Source organism: Enterococcus sp. DIV0712, from assembly GCF_050554855.1.
Taxonomy (GTDB): Bacteria; Bacillota; Bacilli; order Lactobacillales; family Enterococcaceae; genus Enterococcus; species Enterococcus faecalis.
This window is the reverse complement of the sequence record NZ_CP187333.1, coordinates 1,025,326-1,041,110: the sequence shown is the minus strand read 5'-3', so window position 1 is coordinate 1,041,110 and position 15,785 is coordinate 1,025,326. Positions and strand designations below refer to the sequence as shown.

At 37.2% G+C, this 15,785-nt stretch carries 13 protein-coding genes; 6 read left to right on the top strand and 7 right to left on the bottom strand.

The window, feature by feature from the left end:
- Positions 1-87: 87 nt before the first annotated feature.
- The 3 genes from rimP to IGL42_RS05040 all read right to left on the bottom strand — a co-directional run bounded on the left by rimP (position 88) and on the right by IGL42_RS05040 (position 5,215).
- Positions 88-561, bottom strand: coding sequence for a ribosome maturation factor RimP (gene rimP / locus IGL42_RS05050; protein ID WP_002357863.1), 474 nt, complete (start codon positions 559-561; stop codon positions 88-90).
- Between the two features lie 205 nt (positions 562-766).
- Positions 767-2,653, bottom strand: a complete 1,887-nt coding sequence (locus IGL42_RS05045) for an Ig-like domain-containing protein (protein WP_010710443.1) — start codon at positions 2,651-2,653, stop codon at positions 767-769.
- A 141-nt stretch (positions 2,654-2,794) separates the two neighbouring features.
- The gene (locus tag IGL42_RS05040) at positions 2,795-5,215 is read right to left on the bottom strand and encodes a cation-translocating P-type ATPase (protein ID WP_002393199.1); all 2,421 of its coding nucleotides are present in this window, start codon (positions 5,213-5,215) and stop codon (positions 2,795-2,797) included.
- Positions 5,216-5,433: 218 nt separating this feature from the next.
- Here IGL42_RS05040 and rnhC point away from each other — a divergent pair, with 218 nt between their 5' ends.
- Positions 5,434-6,351, top strand: a complete 918-nt coding sequence (gene rnhC / locus IGL42_RS05035; protein ID WP_010710444.1) for a ribonuclease HIII — start codon at positions 5,434-5,436, stop codon at positions 6,349-6,351.
- Positions 6,352-6,417: 66 nt separating this feature from the next.
- On the opposite strand, the gene IGL42_RS05030 is transcribed toward rnhC, so the two are convergent.
- Positions 6,418-7,590: a class I SAM-dependent rRNA methyltransferase gene (locus IGL42_RS05030; RefSeq protein WP_010710445.1), complete on the bottom strand. Its 1,173-nt coding sequence runs from the start codon at positions 7,588-7,590 to the stop codon at positions 6,418-6,420.
- 257 nt (positions 7,591-7,847) lie between these two features.
- On the opposite strand from IGL42_RS05030, the gene IGL42_RS05025 reads away from it, so the two are divergent.
- The 3 genes from IGL42_RS05025 to IGL42_RS05015 all read left to right on the top strand — a co-directional run bounded on the left by IGL42_RS05025 (position 7,848) and on the right by IGL42_RS05015 (position 11,329).
- Positions 7,848-9,956, top strand: coding sequence for an LTA synthase family protein (locus tag IGL42_RS05025; protein ID WP_002357869.1), 2,109 nt, complete (start codon positions 7,848-7,850; stop codon positions 9,954-9,956).
- 105 nt (positions 9,957-10,061) lie between these two features.
- Positions 10,062-10,763 (top strand): hypothetical protein, encoded by a 702-nt coding sequence (locus IGL42_RS05020; RefSeq protein ID WP_002360505.1) that lies wholly within the window; start codon positions 10,062-10,064, stop codon positions 10,761-10,763.
- A 14-nt stretch (positions 10,764-10,777) separates the two neighbouring features.
- A complete protein-coding gene (locus IGL42_RS05015; protein WP_002360506.1) occupies positions 10,778-11,329 on the top strand; it encodes a hypothetical protein in 552 nt (183 codons plus the stop codon).
- Between the two features lie 37 nt (positions 11,330-11,366).
- Here IGL42_RS05015 and IGL42_RS05010 read toward each other — a convergent pair whose 3' ends face one another.
- Together IGL42_RS05010 and IGL42_RS05005 are read right to left on the bottom strand one after the other, a co-directional pair.
- On the bottom strand, positions 11,367-12,836 hold the full coding sequence (locus tag IGL42_RS05010) for a sensor histidine kinase (protein ID WP_002357872.1): 1,470 nt from the start codon (positions 12,834-12,836) through the stop codon (positions 11,367-11,369).
- Entirely contained in the window at positions 12,836-13,555 is a 720-nt protein-coding gene (locus IGL42_RS05005) for a response regulator transcription factor (protein WP_010709366.1), read from the bottom strand. Before IGL42_RS05005 ends, IGL42_RS05010 begins: the two co-directional genes overlap by 1 nt.
- Before the next feature lie 214 nt (positions 13,556-13,769).
- Here IGL42_RS05005 and IGL42_RS05000 point away from each other — a divergent pair, with 214 nt between their 5' ends.
- Positions 13,770-14,549: a Cof-type HAD-IIB family hydrolase gene (locus IGL42_RS05000; RefSeq protein ID WP_002363786.1), complete on the top strand. Its 780-nt coding sequence runs from the start codon at positions 13,770-13,772 to the stop codon at positions 14,547-14,549.
- Positions 14,550-14,566: 17 nt separating this feature from the next.
- Here IGL42_RS05000 and IGL42_RS04995 read toward each other — a convergent pair whose 3' ends face one another.
- Entirely contained in the window at positions 14,567-14,773 is a 207-nt protein-coding gene (locus IGL42_RS04995) for a hypothetical protein (protein WP_002357875.1), read from the bottom strand.
- Between the two features lie 231 nt (positions 14,774-15,004).
- On the opposite strand from IGL42_RS04995, the gene IGL42_RS04990 reads away from it, so the two are divergent.
- On the top strand, positions 15,005-15,781 hold the full coding sequence (locus tag IGL42_RS04990; RefSeq protein WP_002378231.1) for a threonine/serine exporter family protein: 777 nt from the start codon (positions 15,005-15,007) through the stop codon (positions 15,779-15,781).
- The last annotated feature ends 4 nt before the right edge of the window (positions 15,782-15,785 follow it).

Genomic DNA, 15,785 nt, shown 5'->3' with positions numbered 1-15,785 from the left:
AGGGAAAAACTTCTCGTTAAAACTTGTCACAGGCCCGGCTAAAAGTAAAACTTTTAGTGGACCCTTTTTTACATTCGAGTCTGTTGATTAAAATTGAATGGCTAAACGAGCTTTTGCGATATTTTTACGTTCAAAAGTCATTTCCTTCACTCTGGTTTTAATTTTTACACTTAATGTTAATTGTTCTGAATCAAGATGGACTAAGGTACCCTCAATCTGTTTTTCTCCATCAACTGCTTGATAAAGAGAAATATGAATGTACTTACCTACCGCTTGTTCATAATCGCTTTCTTTCTTTAACGGACGTTCTGCTCCCGGAGAAGAAACTTCCAGAAAGTACGCTTGCGGAATTGGATCTGGATCCATTGCATCTAGTTTTTCACTTAATTTTTCGCTGACAAAGGCACATTCCTCAATATCAATGCCACCTTCTTTATCGATAAATACTCGTAAAAACCAATTTTTTCCTTCCTTAACAAACTCTACTTCCACAAGTTCAAAATTTTGTTCTTCTAAGATTGGTGTGACTAACTTTGTTACAGTTTCCACAGCACTACTCAAAATTTTCGCCTCCTTCGAGATTGATGTAACGAACCGTGTCCTGATGACTTTTCCATCAAAAAGAGTGAGCAGAAATCCGCTCACTCCCAACTAGTATCATTACGCTAAAGATAGTATAGCACAGAACCACTCCAAACTCAAATGAACAAGCTGAATCTCTCGAAATTTGCACATTTTGTCTCGATTACTGAAACTATCTAAGCGATTATTTTTTCGTTTTAAAATAGATAAATAATCCTTGAATCAAAAGAAGGCTACCTAAGAAAAGAAACGCGTTTTCTTTTGTTTCTCCTGTTTTTGGCAATTCCTTATTACGAATCGCCTGTTTTTCATGGTTTTTTAAAGTAGTTTCTGTGGTTGAATTCGTGGTAGTATCTGTTGTCCCACTCGTTGGTGGTGTGGTACTTTCTATAGGTTCTTCTGGCGTATAGTGATTAGTAAATACTTGACCTCCATCATACTGAGTAGTCGCCACAAGATTTCCTAAAAGCGCCTCGACGGTTACTTGAACTTGAAGGTTGTGCGTATCGTAGGAAACACCTGCCTGTTGCGTGTTTACTTCCCGAATGGTGTATTGATAGTTTCCGGGAGTTTCAAAGGTTAATGGTGAAAATTGAATTTTCCCTAAAGTATCGTTACTAACCGTTTCTAGTACTGTACCTTTCTCATCTAACAATTCAAATTGAAATTCAGCATCCTTCAGTGGTTTTCCTAAAAGAACTTTTCCAGCTAAAAATGAAGCAGCGACTGGTTGATATGAAATCTTATGATTCACAACAGTTTTCAGTGCAACTAAGTTTTTACCAAAGTCTTCAGGTGTTATTGAAATCTTGTTTTGCGAAAGCTGGTAACCGGTAGGTGCTTTGGTTTCTTCTAAAGTATAGTTATCTTTTAACAAGCCTTTAACAATCGCTGTTCCGTTTTGATCTGTTGTGATTTTGGCCACTGTTTGATTGGTTGAGTTACGAATGAGTTTAAACTCTGCACCTGCTAAACGCTGGCCTGCTTCATCTTCTTTATGAATTTCAACAACATATTGTTCACCATTAGCTTCTCCACCACCCGTTTGTGAGACACGACTCACTTCGACTTCTTCCACCACCGTTTGATTTTCTGTTAATTTTGCATAATTTGTGAAGGTTTCACCTTTTTCGGGAAGATGATCGATTTTGGTTTTATAGGTGATACGATATTCGTTAGTCCCAATATTGCCAAAATGCACCAAAAAATTGCGGTCACCAGGACCATACTGGACAGCCAACTGACCAGTTATATCTTCCTCTGGCGTGAACTGCCAAATAGCATTTCCATCCAGTGTCCATTGTCCTCGTTCAATTTTCATAGTGTCTTTGATATAACTTAAACTTTCTGTTTTTAGCACATCTTCCACTTCTAAATCAGTATACGTTTGCCCTGTTGGATTAATCCGTAGCACATTGTAAATTTCGGTTGGATCGTCTTCGATAAACCATGAATACTTGCTAAATTTTTCGTTAACATCATCGCCTTCACCTTGGTAATCAAGATCGCCAGCAAATATTTTTTCCCCTTCAACCGTGACGTAAATAGGAATCTTGGATTCATTTTCGACATTTTCGAAATCAATCAAACTTGTAAAATATAAAGACCCACTAATATTGGCATGGTTTTCTACGTAATCTGTATACGTTAACGTGACCGTTTTATTTGCTACATCGGTCTGTGCAATTGCAACCACAGCACCTGTATCATCTACTACATTAAAGGTCATATTTTTCTCGAGACGTAGCTCTTCGGGTAAAGTAATCACACTCGTATCCCCACTATTAACGGTATTATCCGGTAAGTTGAACTCAATTCGGAGGTAGATGTCTGTATATTGATTAATGGTCCCAAGTGGGTTTCCCTCTTTGTCCGTTAGTTGAATCGCTGTCACAATGTTGCCCACTTGTTTACGCGGTACTACATTTGGCGTAGCAGAAATTTGATTGGTTTCACTGGTACTAGTTGGTTCCGTTTGCGCATATCCTGTTTCAAGTTTCAGAAAAGGCGTTATCAGCGTCGACAAAAGAATGAAAAACATTCCCCAATAGACAAAACTTCTTTTTTTCATTTTTATTCAATCCTTCCTATCTAAAATAATTGGTTAGGTTTATACTATCAAGGATTAACTAGGTGCAAGTGTTTTTATTTTTCCCAACGATAAAAAACAAAAAACACCGAACCAAAATAATTTTGGCTCGGTGTTTTGCTCCTAATGTCTTTTCTTATAAAACCATAATTGAACTTTTTCAGAAATGGTTGATAAATGTTGGAAAGTTGAGTCTGCTGCAAAGAAAAGAATGGCTAAAAGTAACAAGGCTGTTGGCGATACCGAAGTTAACGAGAACAAGTTTTTCATGGAAATACTTGTAATAACCATTCCGATTAAACAGCCAATCATTACGCGCTTGCGGTAACGATTCATTGGTGAACTAATTTTATAAAGAACCATAAAGCCGACTGAAACTAGCAACAATGTTGCAGTCGTTGAAATGTCCGTTTTTTGAAGTGCAAGAATATCACCACAAATTAGTAAGGCACCGACTACTAACATATCCGTTAACCCACCAGGAATTGCTTTTGATAACACATTGAAAAGAAATTTCCCTTCAATGCGACGATGATTTGGTTCCAAAGCTAGAAATGTCGAAGGAATCCCAATTGTAAATAAACTAATCAATGTGACTTGTGTCGGTTGTAAAGGATATGTCACGGCAAAAATCATAGCAAAGACAGACATCAGCAAGGAGAAAATATTTTTTACAAGGAATAAACTTGAAGAACGTTCAATGTTATTAACTACTTGGCGACCTTCAAAGACAACCTCCGGCATCGTTGAAAAATCAGAATCCAACAACACAACTTGCGAGGCTTGTGCTGTAGCTTGATTTCCTGAAGCCATGGCAATACTACAATCTGCTTCTTTCATGGCTAAAATATCATTGACTCCATCCCCTGTCATCGCCACTGTATGATCTAATTTTTTCAACAATAGTACAAATTGTTTCTTTTGTTCTGGCGTGACACGACCAAAAACGGTGTATTTTTCTAACGCTTCTGTCTGGGCTTCCATTGTAGTTAATGTTCGCGCGTCCACATAATTTTCAGCACCAATAATGCCTGCCGCTTGTGCTACATTGGATACTGTTAAAGGATTATCGCCAGAAATGACCTTAATAGCCACATTTTGTTCAGCGAAATATTCAAAAGTTGCTTTGGCTTCTTTACGAATCGGATTCCAAAGAAGAATGTAGCCTAGAGGTTGTACCTCTGCTGTCAACGTTTCCTGAAATTCTCCTAAATACTTTCCGAACACCAATAAGCGATAGCCTTGACTTGTATAATGTTCCACTTCAGATTGATACATTTCATAATTGTCTCTCAAAATCATCTCTGGCGCTCCAAGAATATACGTCGCTTCTGGGAAAGTCACGCTACTAAATTTTTCGACAGACGAAAACGAGGTATAGCTAACGGCTTCCCTCTGATTATTAGTAACAAAAAATTCTTTCATCGCTTTCATCGTATCGTTGTCAGCTGACATTGTTCGGCAAAAATCGCCAATTAATTTTTCGACATTGGTTAAGTCTGTACCATCATTTTCGATACTCACCACAGGAACCAACTCTTGGACTTCCATCGTGTTTTCAGTAATTGTTCCTGTTTTATCTACACATAACACATCGACACGTGCTAAGGATTCGATACTTTTCATGTTGTGCAATAAAACGCCGCGCTTCGCTAAGCGCATTGTGCTGGCAGCTAATGCAACGGTTGTTAAAAGGTACAACCCTTCCGGAATCATCCCAATCAAGGCAGCTTCCATGGAGACAATGCTGTCATGAAGCCCTTGATGGTTGATGAAATAACTTTGGAAAAATAGAACACAGCCGATTGGAATAATAATAATTCCTACCCATTTCACCAAACGGTTAATGGAACCGACCATCTCTGATTGTTCCCCTTTTTTAATTGATTTCGCTTCAAGCGTTAATTGATGAACATAGGCCTCAGCGCCAATTTTATCAATTCTTGCATAACAAGAACCTGACACAATAAAGCTACCTGACAAAAGTTGGCTATCTGCTACTTTGGTAATCTCATCAGATTCCCCGGTTAACAAGGATTCATTCACACGGACTTCACCAGATAAGACAATTGCATCCCCAGAAATCTGTTCACCCGATTTAAAGAGCACCACATCGTCCAAAACCAGTTCATCTGGCGAAATTTCTTGTTCTTGGCCATCCCTCACAACGGTTACTTTTGTAGCATTTAGAATATTTAAGCTATCTAATACTTTCTTCGACTTAATTTCTTGGTAAATTCCAATGACCGTATTAATGATTACTACTGGCAAAAAGGTCATATTTTTATAAGATTGTACCAGCATTAATAACACACCTAGTACCACAAAAATTAAGTTGAAATACGTAAATACGTTATTAATAACAATCTGTTTCGTTGTGATAAACTCTGTATCGACGGCGGCATTGACTAAGCCTTTTCGCTGTCTTTCTTCAACTTGTGCGGCCGTCAAGCCTTGTTTATCTTCTGGATAATAGCGTTCTGCGTTAGCAGTCACTGCTATTGGTTCATTTTCTTGCATTTCTTTTTTTCTTCTCAAACACATCACCCCTTGTTCTAGTCGACTCTTTCATCGTCTCCTTCTCTCCCACAGTATAGCACTGAATAAAAATTTAGATAACAACTAGCGTCCAACTATAGAAAAAAATTATACATTTCCTAAACATTGTCATTTTCAGGAACAAGCTAACGCAAAACCTTTTCATTTACTTGTTTTTCCTTTACTATAGTAAAGAAGAAATATCAAGAAATGAGGAACAATTGATGGCACAGAATCACGTAATTAAAGTTAGTAAAAAAACATTAGCAGAGATGACCACTGTTTATCAACCCAATCGTTTAAATAAAACGGTCCCTTATACTGTCTTTCTGGCCAAGGTTGGTACCACTACCATCACTGCTTATCAATCAGGTAAAGTCATGTTTCAGGGACCTCAAGCTGAAAAAGAGGCCGCTCGTTGGGAAGGAACGAGTACCACACCAAAGAAAAAAGTTTCTCCCCAGACTACTACACTGCCTGCTGATTTTGGCAACTGGTCTGTGATAGGTTCCGATGAAGTCGGTAATGGTAGCTATTTTGGTCCTGTAACTGTCTGTGCTGCCTATGTTGACAAAAGCATGATTAGCAAACTAAAAGCATTGGGTGTTCGTGATTCCAAAGAATTAACCGACCCACAAATTATTCAATTGTCACATGTCATTAAAGAACTGATTCCTTACAAGTTATTAATCGTTGAACCAAAAAAATACAATGAGATTCAACCAAACTACAATGCTGTACACATGAAAGTCGCTTTGCATAACCAAGCGATTTATCTGTTGCTACAAGAATTGGCTCCCACAAAGCCAGAAGGGATTTTGATTGACCAATTCACCCCTGAAAAGAATTATCGGAAATATGTTCGTAATGAAAAAAATCAAGTCACTGAAAAATTGTTCTTCGTCACTAAAGGAGAGCAGTATCATGTTGCTGTTGCTGCCGCCTCTATTATTAGCCGCGCTGCTTTTTTAGAAGAGTTAGACAAAGAATCTGCAGAATTGGGTTTCTCTGTGCCCTCTGGTGCCGGCAGCAAATCAGACCAAGTAGCCGCCCGTATTTTGAAAAAAGGCGGCCTAGACTTATTAGCGAACTACGCGAAGCTGCATTTTGCAAACACCCAAAAAGCCCAAAAGTTACTATAAAATAAAAACCAAGCAAAAGTCCCAATGCCGATTAGCGGCGCTGGGACTTTTGCTTGGTGTAAAAAATTATTTTTCAATTTCGATAAACAGGACTTTTAAGTAATTACCTTCTGGAAAATTAGGATTCACTTGAAAGTCTGCCGGTAATTGATACGTGTCCGTAATCTTGTAACGGACATTTTTCTCTTGCAAGGCAGTAATCACCATTTTTTGATATTTGGCTAAGGATAAATTTGCCGCATTGGTTGAGGCAATAAGCGTTCCCTTATCCGTTAAAATATCAATAGAATCTTTCACTAGCTCCCCATAATTTTTAGCAACGGAAAAAACTTTCTTTTTGTTGCGAGCAAAACTCGGCGGATCCAAAATGATCATATCATAACTCAAGCCTTTACGTGAAGCATATTTAAAGTAGTCAAAAACATCCATGACAATAATCTTTTGCGGGGCAAGATTTAAATGATTGACTTCAAATTGCTCAGTCGTTTTCGGTAAGCTTCGTTTAGCTAAATCCACACTAGTGGTGGCCACGGCACCCCCCATAGCGGCAGCTACTGAAAAAGCACCTGTATAACTAAACATATTTAAGACTGTTTTACCTACTGCAAACCCATCTACTAATCGACCACGAACTTCTTTTTGATCTAAAAAGATGCCTGTCATTAATCCTTCGTTTAAATAGGTAGCAAATTGAACGCCATTTTCAGTGACAAGTAATGGCTCGGGTGCTTGTTCGCCATACAAAAACTGTGATTCGGGTAAATTTTTTGTGGAAAAGCGAATCTTTTCGTAGGCACCAATAATGTCAGGGTAAACTGTGCGAAACGCCGTCAAAAGTTCGGCTTTTTTCTGATAAAGGGTTTCATTATACCATGAAAAAACGGCGTAATCTGCATAGCGATCGATGATCACTCCCCCAATGCCATCCCCTTCTCCATTAAATAATCGATAAGCGGTTGTCAGCGAATCCTTTTCAAAAGACGTCCGCTTCTCACGACTTATTTCAAAAAGTTGCTGAAAAAAAGATTGATTAATTGGTCCATGCCATGACAGCAACCAACCAATTCCTTTATTTTGTTCGCCTAAATATCCTTCGGCTAAACGCTGGCCTTTACTATCAATCAAAGTAAGCCAATCTGTTGGCAACGGCGCTGGCACTTGTTGCAAATCTTCTTTCTGAATTAAAGGATATCCTTTTTTAAATTTATGTTCTGCTTTTTTAGTTACTTGAAGTTTCATTCTGTACACCTACTTTTCAAAGTCCTATCTAGTATAGCAAAAAAAGGCCCATCTGTCTTTAAAGGATTCAAGCTTCACGTCATTTAACGAACTAAAAAGTTTAAGGAAATAGTAAGTTTTCTTTAACATCCCCATTCCTCACTTCGGTAAGAATTGACATAAAATTTGTGAAAGAGTAAAATTAAAGCGATATTGTAAAATACGAAATTTACCTAATTTTACTTTTATAGAATCATCGTTTAGAAAGGACGTTTATTTTGAAAAAATTATTTAAAACAAATATTTTGAACACGCGACTGGGGTTATTCTCACTAATCGCCATCTTACTGTGGCTAAAAAACCTCTTTGCGTACGCCGTTGATTTCCATTTACGTTTGGAAAATATTAACGAGTACTTCATACTCTTAATTAATCCAATTGCCACAACGGTCTTTTTATTAGCCATCGCTTTGTATGTTCGCCGTAAAAAAGCTTCTTATATTACAATGATGATTATTTACTTCTTGATGAGTTTACTGCTCTTCTCAAATGTCGTGTATTATCGAGAATTTACTGACTTCATCACAGTTAATACGATGCTTGGTGCTGGCAAAGTAGCTAGCGGTCTTGGCGAAAGTGCCTTACGTCTCTTTAGACCTTATGACGTCATTTATTTCTTAGACTTCATTATTATTGGCGTATTATTATTAACGAAAAAAATTAAAACAGATGCGCGTCCAGTCCGCGCACGTGTAGCAGTCTCTGTCACACTCCTTTCTGTTGTCTTTTTCTTATTCAATCTATTTATGGCTGAAACAGAACGTCCCCAATTATTAGGACGTCAATTCTCTCGTGACTATATCGTGAAATTCTTAGGCTTAAATGCCTTTACCGTATACGATGGCATTACAACTTACCAAACAAACCAAGTCCGTGCCGAAGCTAGTGCTAACGATATGAAACAAGTTGAAGATTACGTGAAACAACAATATGCGGCACCCGATGATAGTAAGTTTGGTATTGCAAAAGGCAAAAATGTAATTTATATCCATTTAGAAAGTTTCCAACAATTTTTAGTTAATTACAAATTAAAAGATGAAAATGGCGTAGAACACGAAGTCACACCATTTATCAATAGTCTTTACAATAGTAAAAGTACCTTTAGCTTTGATAACTTCTTCCACCAAGTTGGTCAAGGAAAAACAAGTGATGCCGAAACGTTACTTGAAAATTCACTATTTGGTTTAGACCAAGGTTCACTCTTTACACAAGTTGGTGGGAAAAATACGTTTGAAGCAGCACCCGATATTTTAAAACAAACGCAAGGATACACTAGCGCTGCTTTCCACGGAAATGCCGGTAACTTCTGGAATCGAAATGAAACCTATAAACGTTTAGGCTATGACTATTTCTTTGATGCTAGTTATTATGATGTTAATTCAGATAACTCATTCCAATATGGGTTACACGATAAACCATTCTTTAATCAATCCGTTCAATATTTAGAACATTTACAACAACCGTTCTATTCTAAATTTATTGCTGTATCCAATCATTATCCTTATTCTCAATTTACAAACGATGAAGCAGGATTCCCAATTGCAAAAACCTCTGACGAAACAATTAATGGTTACTTTGCAACAGCGAATTATTTAGATAAAGCGGTCGAAGAATTCTTTAACTACTTGAAATCTTCAGGTCTCTATGAAAACTCAGTCATTGTTCTTTATGGCGATCACTATGGGGTTTCTAATTCAAGAAACCAAAACTTAGCAGAGTTAGTAGGTAAAACCAAAGCAGATTGGAACGATTTTGACAACGCCAATATGCAACGTGTTCCTTATATGATTCACGTTCCTGGTCAAGAAAATGGTGGTGTGAACCATACGTATGGTGGCCAAGTTGATGCCTTACCAACCCTTCTACACTTACTTGGTGTCGATACGAAAAACTACATTCAGTTAGGCCAAGATTTATTCTCTAAACAACACAATCAAATCGTTGCTTTCCGTAACGGCAATGTTGTAACACCTAAATATACTATTTTAGGTTCTAGCATTTACGATACTAAAACAGGCACTTTAATTACAGAGCCAACCGAAGAAGTTAAGAAAGAAGTCGCTGATTTAAAAGCCAAAGCGACGAAACAATTAGAAACGTCTGACCAAATTACTAACGGTGACTTGCTTCGTTTCTATACCAATAGCGGCTTAAAACCAGTTAACCCAGAAGACTATGATTACAAGAACCAATTGCAACAACTGGAAGCAATTGAAAAAGAAAAAGGTGAAAAATCAACGAGTGTTTACAGTAAAAACAATAATAAATCCACCGTTGATGAATATCACACTGACAGTTATCAAGGCTATCAAAAAACTGGTAAATAAATCTTCAAAAAGCTTGAGCAATTTGCTCAAGCTTTTTTGCTACTTTTTCATAATTAATTCATATTATTTCACTATACTAAAGATAGTTTAGAGAGGTGAAAGTTGATGAGAAGTGTCCGTTACGCTACAGCTAGTAGTTTTTATCATAAAAAAATCACGTTAATCACCGCACTCTTCTTCTTCCTGTTCTCTTTCTTATTGACTGGGCTGTTTAACTTAATTGATTTTGAAAAAGAGTTTTTACGAACGATGCCAGACTTTGTCGATATTGAAAAACAAACTAGTTACCATTACCAACTGATCCAATACTATTGGCACCTCTATCTAGGTAGTGTCATTTTCTTTGGTGTTACTTTTCTTCTGTTGATGTATGTGACATTACGCATAAAAAAGGAAGAAATACATACATGGTATCACATGCACTTTTCAAATATGTATGTCACCAAACAGCTCTTACTAGAGTTATGTTTACCGGCTCTATTAGGAATTTTCAGTTTTTTACTTTTCACTTTAATGTTTCAAGAAACGTATAATACTGTTCTTTGGGCTGCTCGTGATGCTATTTTACAGTGGTCTCATTTGGAAACTCCAGCATTTTTAGCTAAAAGTACCGACCAGGATGTCACGATTACAAATATCCAGCATTTAGGGATTCAAACGATCCAAGCGTTTTCTTTTGATTTTAAAAGTATGCAGTCACTTTATACAATCCGTAACTGCTTTGTTAACTGCTTAATCTTGCTTGGCATTCCTCTTGTTTGCGGGACTCCTTTCACGTTGATTTATTTACGTACACATAAGAAATAAGGGAGGGATTTTCTATGAATGTCACACCATCATTCAAAAAAACAACCGAAAAAAAATCCTCATTCGACGCGTTAGCTTTGCGAGAAGTTTATGGAATCATTTATTCTGCTCCAGAACAAGAACTCGCATTGGCCGATTTTTTCCAAACAAATCAACTAACCATTACTAGGCTTTCTTCTAGTGAAACCTTTCTGCCCTACTTGCCATTAGAAGAAAATTTATTTATCGCTAGTACAATCAAAGAACGGGATCGAAAAGTAGTTCTAGCCGAAGCTTTCCAGGTGTTCCAATTAGAACCTGCCTTACTTGGTCGTTCCTTTACTTCTTTTACGACTTTTGAAAAAATTAAAATGCGCATAATACAACTTTTGCTTTCAAAAACAAGTACGTTAGTGATTGATGACATCTTTTCTTCATTAACGATTGGACAACGTCAAGAAATTTTACCTCAATTAAAAATAGCAGTTCAAAAAAGAAACAAGCGCTTGCTATTTCTGACAAAAGATCCACAAATTATTGATAGTCCCTATGTGCACCCCCTGTCTCTACATGCGTTATTAAACTAAAAAAACGTCTGGCACTGATTGTGACCAGACGTTTTCTTTAGTTTTCAGTAATTTCAACATCAGGAAATGAAATAATAAACGTGGTGCCTTTACCAAGTTCACTCTCAACATTGATTTTTCCTTTATGCAAGCGGACCAATTGTTGAACGATTGGTAAGCCTAATCCTGATTCTCCATATTTCGTATTTTTACGGGATGGATCTACTTTGTAATAACGATCCCAGATATTCAGAATTTGCTCTTCCGTCATGCCGATTCCTGTATCAGAAATACGGACAATAGTTTCTAAATAGCCTTTTTCTAAAGCAATATGAATTTCGCCATTTTCAGTAAATTGGATAGCATTTTGAACAATATTGACAACTACTTGAACGAAACGATCATAATCGGCATACACATCAATTGGTTCGGTGGTGTCTAAATACAATTGATTACCAGCGGCTTCAGCTTTGGCCGTTAGTTGAGTCACAATATTTTCTAAAGCTTCTGTTCCGTTGAACTTCTTCACAACAATTTGAATCTGGTTGGTCCGAATTTTTTCATAATCAAGATTTTCATTGACTAAGCGAATCAAGCGAGCTGTCTCATTTTGCATCAGTTTAATCGCATTCTCTTTTTGATTTTCAGGAATAGCATTATACTGCAATCCCTCTAACAAGCCATTAATAGTTGTTAAAGGCGTCCGCATTTCATGAGAGGCATCCGCCATAAATTGACGACGGCGCTCTTCTTGCCGATTGATTTCTTCTTGTGATTCTTTTAAAGACGCAGCCATTTTATTAAAATCTTCTGCTAGGTCATCAAATTCATCTTTGTCATGAACCGGTAATTGAATATCAAAATTTCCACTAGTGATTTCTTTGGTGGCTTTACGCATCCGATTAATTCGTTTCACTTGGAAAGTCGCAAATAGATAACTTAGTAACAAGGCAATCACACCAGAAAAAATAAAGCCTTTAATCAAGTTTTGTGTCACGGACTGAACACTTCGGTCAACGTTTTTGGCAGGTTGTGTAATAACGAGTGAACCAATAATCACTTTTTTATCAGAAGACTGATTTGATGCATACACCGGTAACATTACATAGGACGAAGTATTTCGGGCCCCGTAAATATCAATGTTTTCTGTTGCATAAACACGATTGCCTTTCATGATTTGATCCCAATTTTTATCGATTAAGGAAAAGTCTAATTTTTTTGTGCTATCAACTGGTGGGTACTGCACTTCGCGGTCCTTGTTAATAAACACAAATTGCACATCTTGCTTCTGGAGTACACGTTCAGTCAACTGAAATGAATAGGATAAAACATCTCGATCCGAAACGCCTGCGACATTAATAAAAAAGTCACGTGTTTCTAAAGCCGATTCTGCATAACCATACAGCTGTTCATAGTTATTTTCTTGCATTGTGCGCTTGGTCAATTGTGTGAAAGACGTTCCGACAATGAGAATAATCAGAGCAATCACACCTATAAAAGCAAGTAATTGTTGATACAAATACTTCATTAAGCAACACCTGAATCGTCGAATTTATACCCTACGCCCCAAACCGTTTGGATGACTTGAGGACCCACTTTTTCAATTTTTTGTCGTAATTTTTTGATATGGGCATCAACTGTCCGTTCATCGCCAAAGTATTGATAGTCCCAAACCAATTCTAGTAGTTGTTCGCGTGAAAAGACTTGGCGTGGTTTTTTTGCTAAAGTGTATAGCAAATCAAATTCTTTAGGTGTTAAGCCTTCAATTAATTGATTATCTAAATATGTTTCTCGTGTTTTCGTATTCATTTTAAAATGATCCGTAATCACATCAAACGTTTCATCTGTATTCTCAGACGTATCATGCGCAGCCTCTGCCACCTCGGCACGACGATGTAGAGCTTTCATCCGTGCAATCAAAGTTAATGGACTAAATGGTTTTGTCACATAATCATCCGCACCCATTTCAAGGCCAATTACTTGGTCACTTTCAGAATCACGAGCGGTCAACATAATAATGGGAACATTGGCTGAAACTTTGCGAATTTCACGACAAACAGCCATCCCATCCATACTAGGTAAGTTTAAGTCTAACGTAATCATGTCCCATTTTTCTGGCGAAGCAAGAAAAGTCGTCAATCCTTCTTTGCCATCATCTTTAAAGGTAGCTTCCCACCCTTCATTTAAGAAAAACATTTGCATCATTTCTGAGACGGATTCATTGTCTTCAATCATTAATATATTCATTTCATTCACTCCTTATTCACTTTTCATAAAACTGCTCTATTGTAGTATACTCTAAAATTGAATTTGTACCAACCGATTCTATATTTCTTCAAAAATCCTTTACAGAACCATCAAAAATCACTTTTTTTCCTGCTCTTTTAAAGAAAACGAAGTGAACCCATTGTCTTTTCAGAAAAGTTTGTTAAAATAACAAGCGTAGAGAGGATGTTAGGGTATGGATAAAATGAAAGCTATTACTTTTTTTGATTTAGATGGAACTTTGTTAGATGGAACATCGCAAATTACTCCTGAGATTACCGCAGCAGTGGCGGCCTTGAAAGACAATCAAATTTTACCTTTAATTGCGACAGGACGGACCTTGTGTGAGATTCAGCCAATCATGAAAGCCAGTGGTATTGACTCAGCGATTGTAATGAACGGGCAATTTATTCATTATGAAGGAAAGACGATTTATTCAGATGAATTTACAACAGAGGAATGTGTTTCACTGCATGAACATGTCAAACAGCGTGGTCATGAATTGGCTTTTTACAATGAGCGCCGTATTTTTTGTACAGGGCATACTGGCACAGTGAAACAAGCCTATGATTATATTCATTCAGCTGTTCCAGAAATTGATCCCACAGGTTATGAGAATGATGCCGTCAACATGATGTTGGTCTTAAGTCAACATGGCGATGATGATGAATATTACTATGAGCGGTTTCCTGAATTGACCTTTTATCGCAATGGTCCTTTTTCAATAGATATTGTTCGTAAAGGGGTCTCTAAAGGCTCTGGTGTCAAAAATCTTTTTAACACCTTGGGATTAAACGGCATTCCGACTTATGCCTTTGGTGATGGCATCAATGATTTGGCGCTGTTTGAGGCCTGTGATTATGGAATTGCCATGGGTAATGCGCGAGAAGAACTAAAAGAAAAAGCCACCTTTATTTCAACTAAAAATACTGAGAATGGCATTGTTAATGGCTTGAAAAAATTTGATTTACTATAAGAGAAAACTACCTTCTTCTATTGATGTACTTTAGAAGAAGGTAGTTCTTTTGTATGTTCATTTTTCTTTTTCTGCTGAGCACAGAGAGCTACTCCCACTACTTGAATCAGCAAAATCGCTCCCAACAAACAACTTAATACGATGTTTCCTGATAGGATTGTTCTTCTGATTAAAATAATTAATACGACACTGCTAATTCCGTAGAGTAACCATTGGTTGTCCATTTTTATTGACCCCTTTGTTTTTCTATGTTTAGGATAGGATGTTTCCTACTAAAATGCAAGGAAAGATCCTAGATTCTTACAACTAACCCATAATTTTTACTAATTCCTTATTTGTTTTCATTTATTCTTAAGATTCGTTTCATTTTTGTAAAAAATCACACTTTTTTTCTATCTCTGTTTTAAATTGCGTACAGTTCTTAAAAAAAATGATACACTAAAAGTGAACTCGAAATGAAAGGAGCCATTCCTTTGGTTAATAGCGAAAAAAGAAAACAATTAATTATTGATACATGCATTTTAGCTGGAAAAATTATGCTGGAAAGCGGATCTGAAGTATATAGAACCGAAGATACAATTACTCGGATTGCTGCAAATGCTGGCGAGCCAGAGAGCGTTTGTTACACGACGGCTACAGGGATTTTCGTGGGCTTTCGTTCCAGTAATTATACGCAATTAGAAAACATCCCCCAGCGCTCGATTAATTTGGAAAAAGTTAGCCTTGTCAATCAATTATCAAGAGAATTTGCGCAAAAGGAGATTACTTTGCCAGAGCTTTATCAGCGCTTAACTCTATTAGAAACAGATACCCCCACTTTTTCAATTTCGTTACGCTTGTTAGCAGCCGGGATTGTTAGTTGTACGTTAATGTACATTTTTGGTGGCACTTGGCAAGATTTTATTGCAACTTTTTTTGTTGGCGTGATTGGGTATGCCAGTTATCTTTTTACCCAAAAGTTATTCCAAGTTCCTTACCTCGATTCATTCGCAGCCGCTTTTGTCATTGGTTTGTTGGCCTATTTGGCTGTGCATTTTCACTTAGCGGTCAACATTGATAATATTATTATTGGTGCGGTAATGCCGTTAGTTCCAGGTGTGGCGATTACGAACTCTTTTCGCGACATTTTAGCGGGCCACCTCATCAGCGGGACGGCGCGAGGGACAGAAGCTATTTTTATTGCTGGGTCTGTTGGCCTGGGAATTGCCTTGATTTTTAAATTATTTATGTAAGGAG

Coding starts and splice junctions, on each gene's coding strand:
- IGL42_RS05030 (WP_010710445.1), bottom strand. CDS start 7,590: ATGAAACTTCAAGTAACTAAAAAAGCAGAACATAAATTTAAAAAAGGA.
- IGL42_RS05000 (WP_002363786.1), top strand. CDS start 13,770: ATGGATAAAATGAAAGCTATTACTTTTTTTGATTTAGATGGAACTTTG.
- IGL42_RS05020 (WP_002360505.1), top strand. CDS start 10,062: ATGAGAAGTGTCCGTTACGCTACAGCTAGTAGTTTTTATCATAAAAAA.
- rnhC (WP_010710444.1), top strand. CDS start 5,434: ATGGCACAGAATCACGTAATTAAAGTTAGTAAAAAAACATTAGCAGAG.
- IGL42_RS05010 (WP_002357872.1), bottom strand. CDS start 12,836: ATGAAGTATTTGTATCAACAATTACTTGCTTTTATAGGTGTGATTGCT.
- IGL42_RS04990 (WP_002378231.1), top strand. CDS start 15,005: ATGAAAGGAGCCATTCCTTTGGTTAATAGCGAAAAAAGAAAACAATTA.
- IGL42_RS05015 (WP_002360506.1), top strand. CDS start 10,778: ATGAATGTCACACCATCATTCAAAAAAACAACCGAAAAAAAATCCTCA.
- IGL42_RS05005 (WP_010709366.1), bottom strand. CDS start 13,555: ATGAATATATTAATGATTGAAGACAATGAATCCGTCTCAGAAATGATG.
- IGL42_RS04995 (WP_002357875.1), bottom strand. CDS start 14,773: ATGGACAACCAATGGTTACTCTACGGAATTAGCAGTGTCGTATTAATT.
- IGL42_RS05045 (WP_010710443.1), bottom strand. CDS start 2,653: ATGAAAAAAAGAAGTTTTGTCTATTGGGGAATGTTTTTCATTCTTTTG.
- IGL42_RS05040 (WP_002393199.1), bottom strand. CDS start 5,215: ATGTGTTTGAGAAGAAAAAAAGAAATGCAAGAAAATGAACCAATAGCA.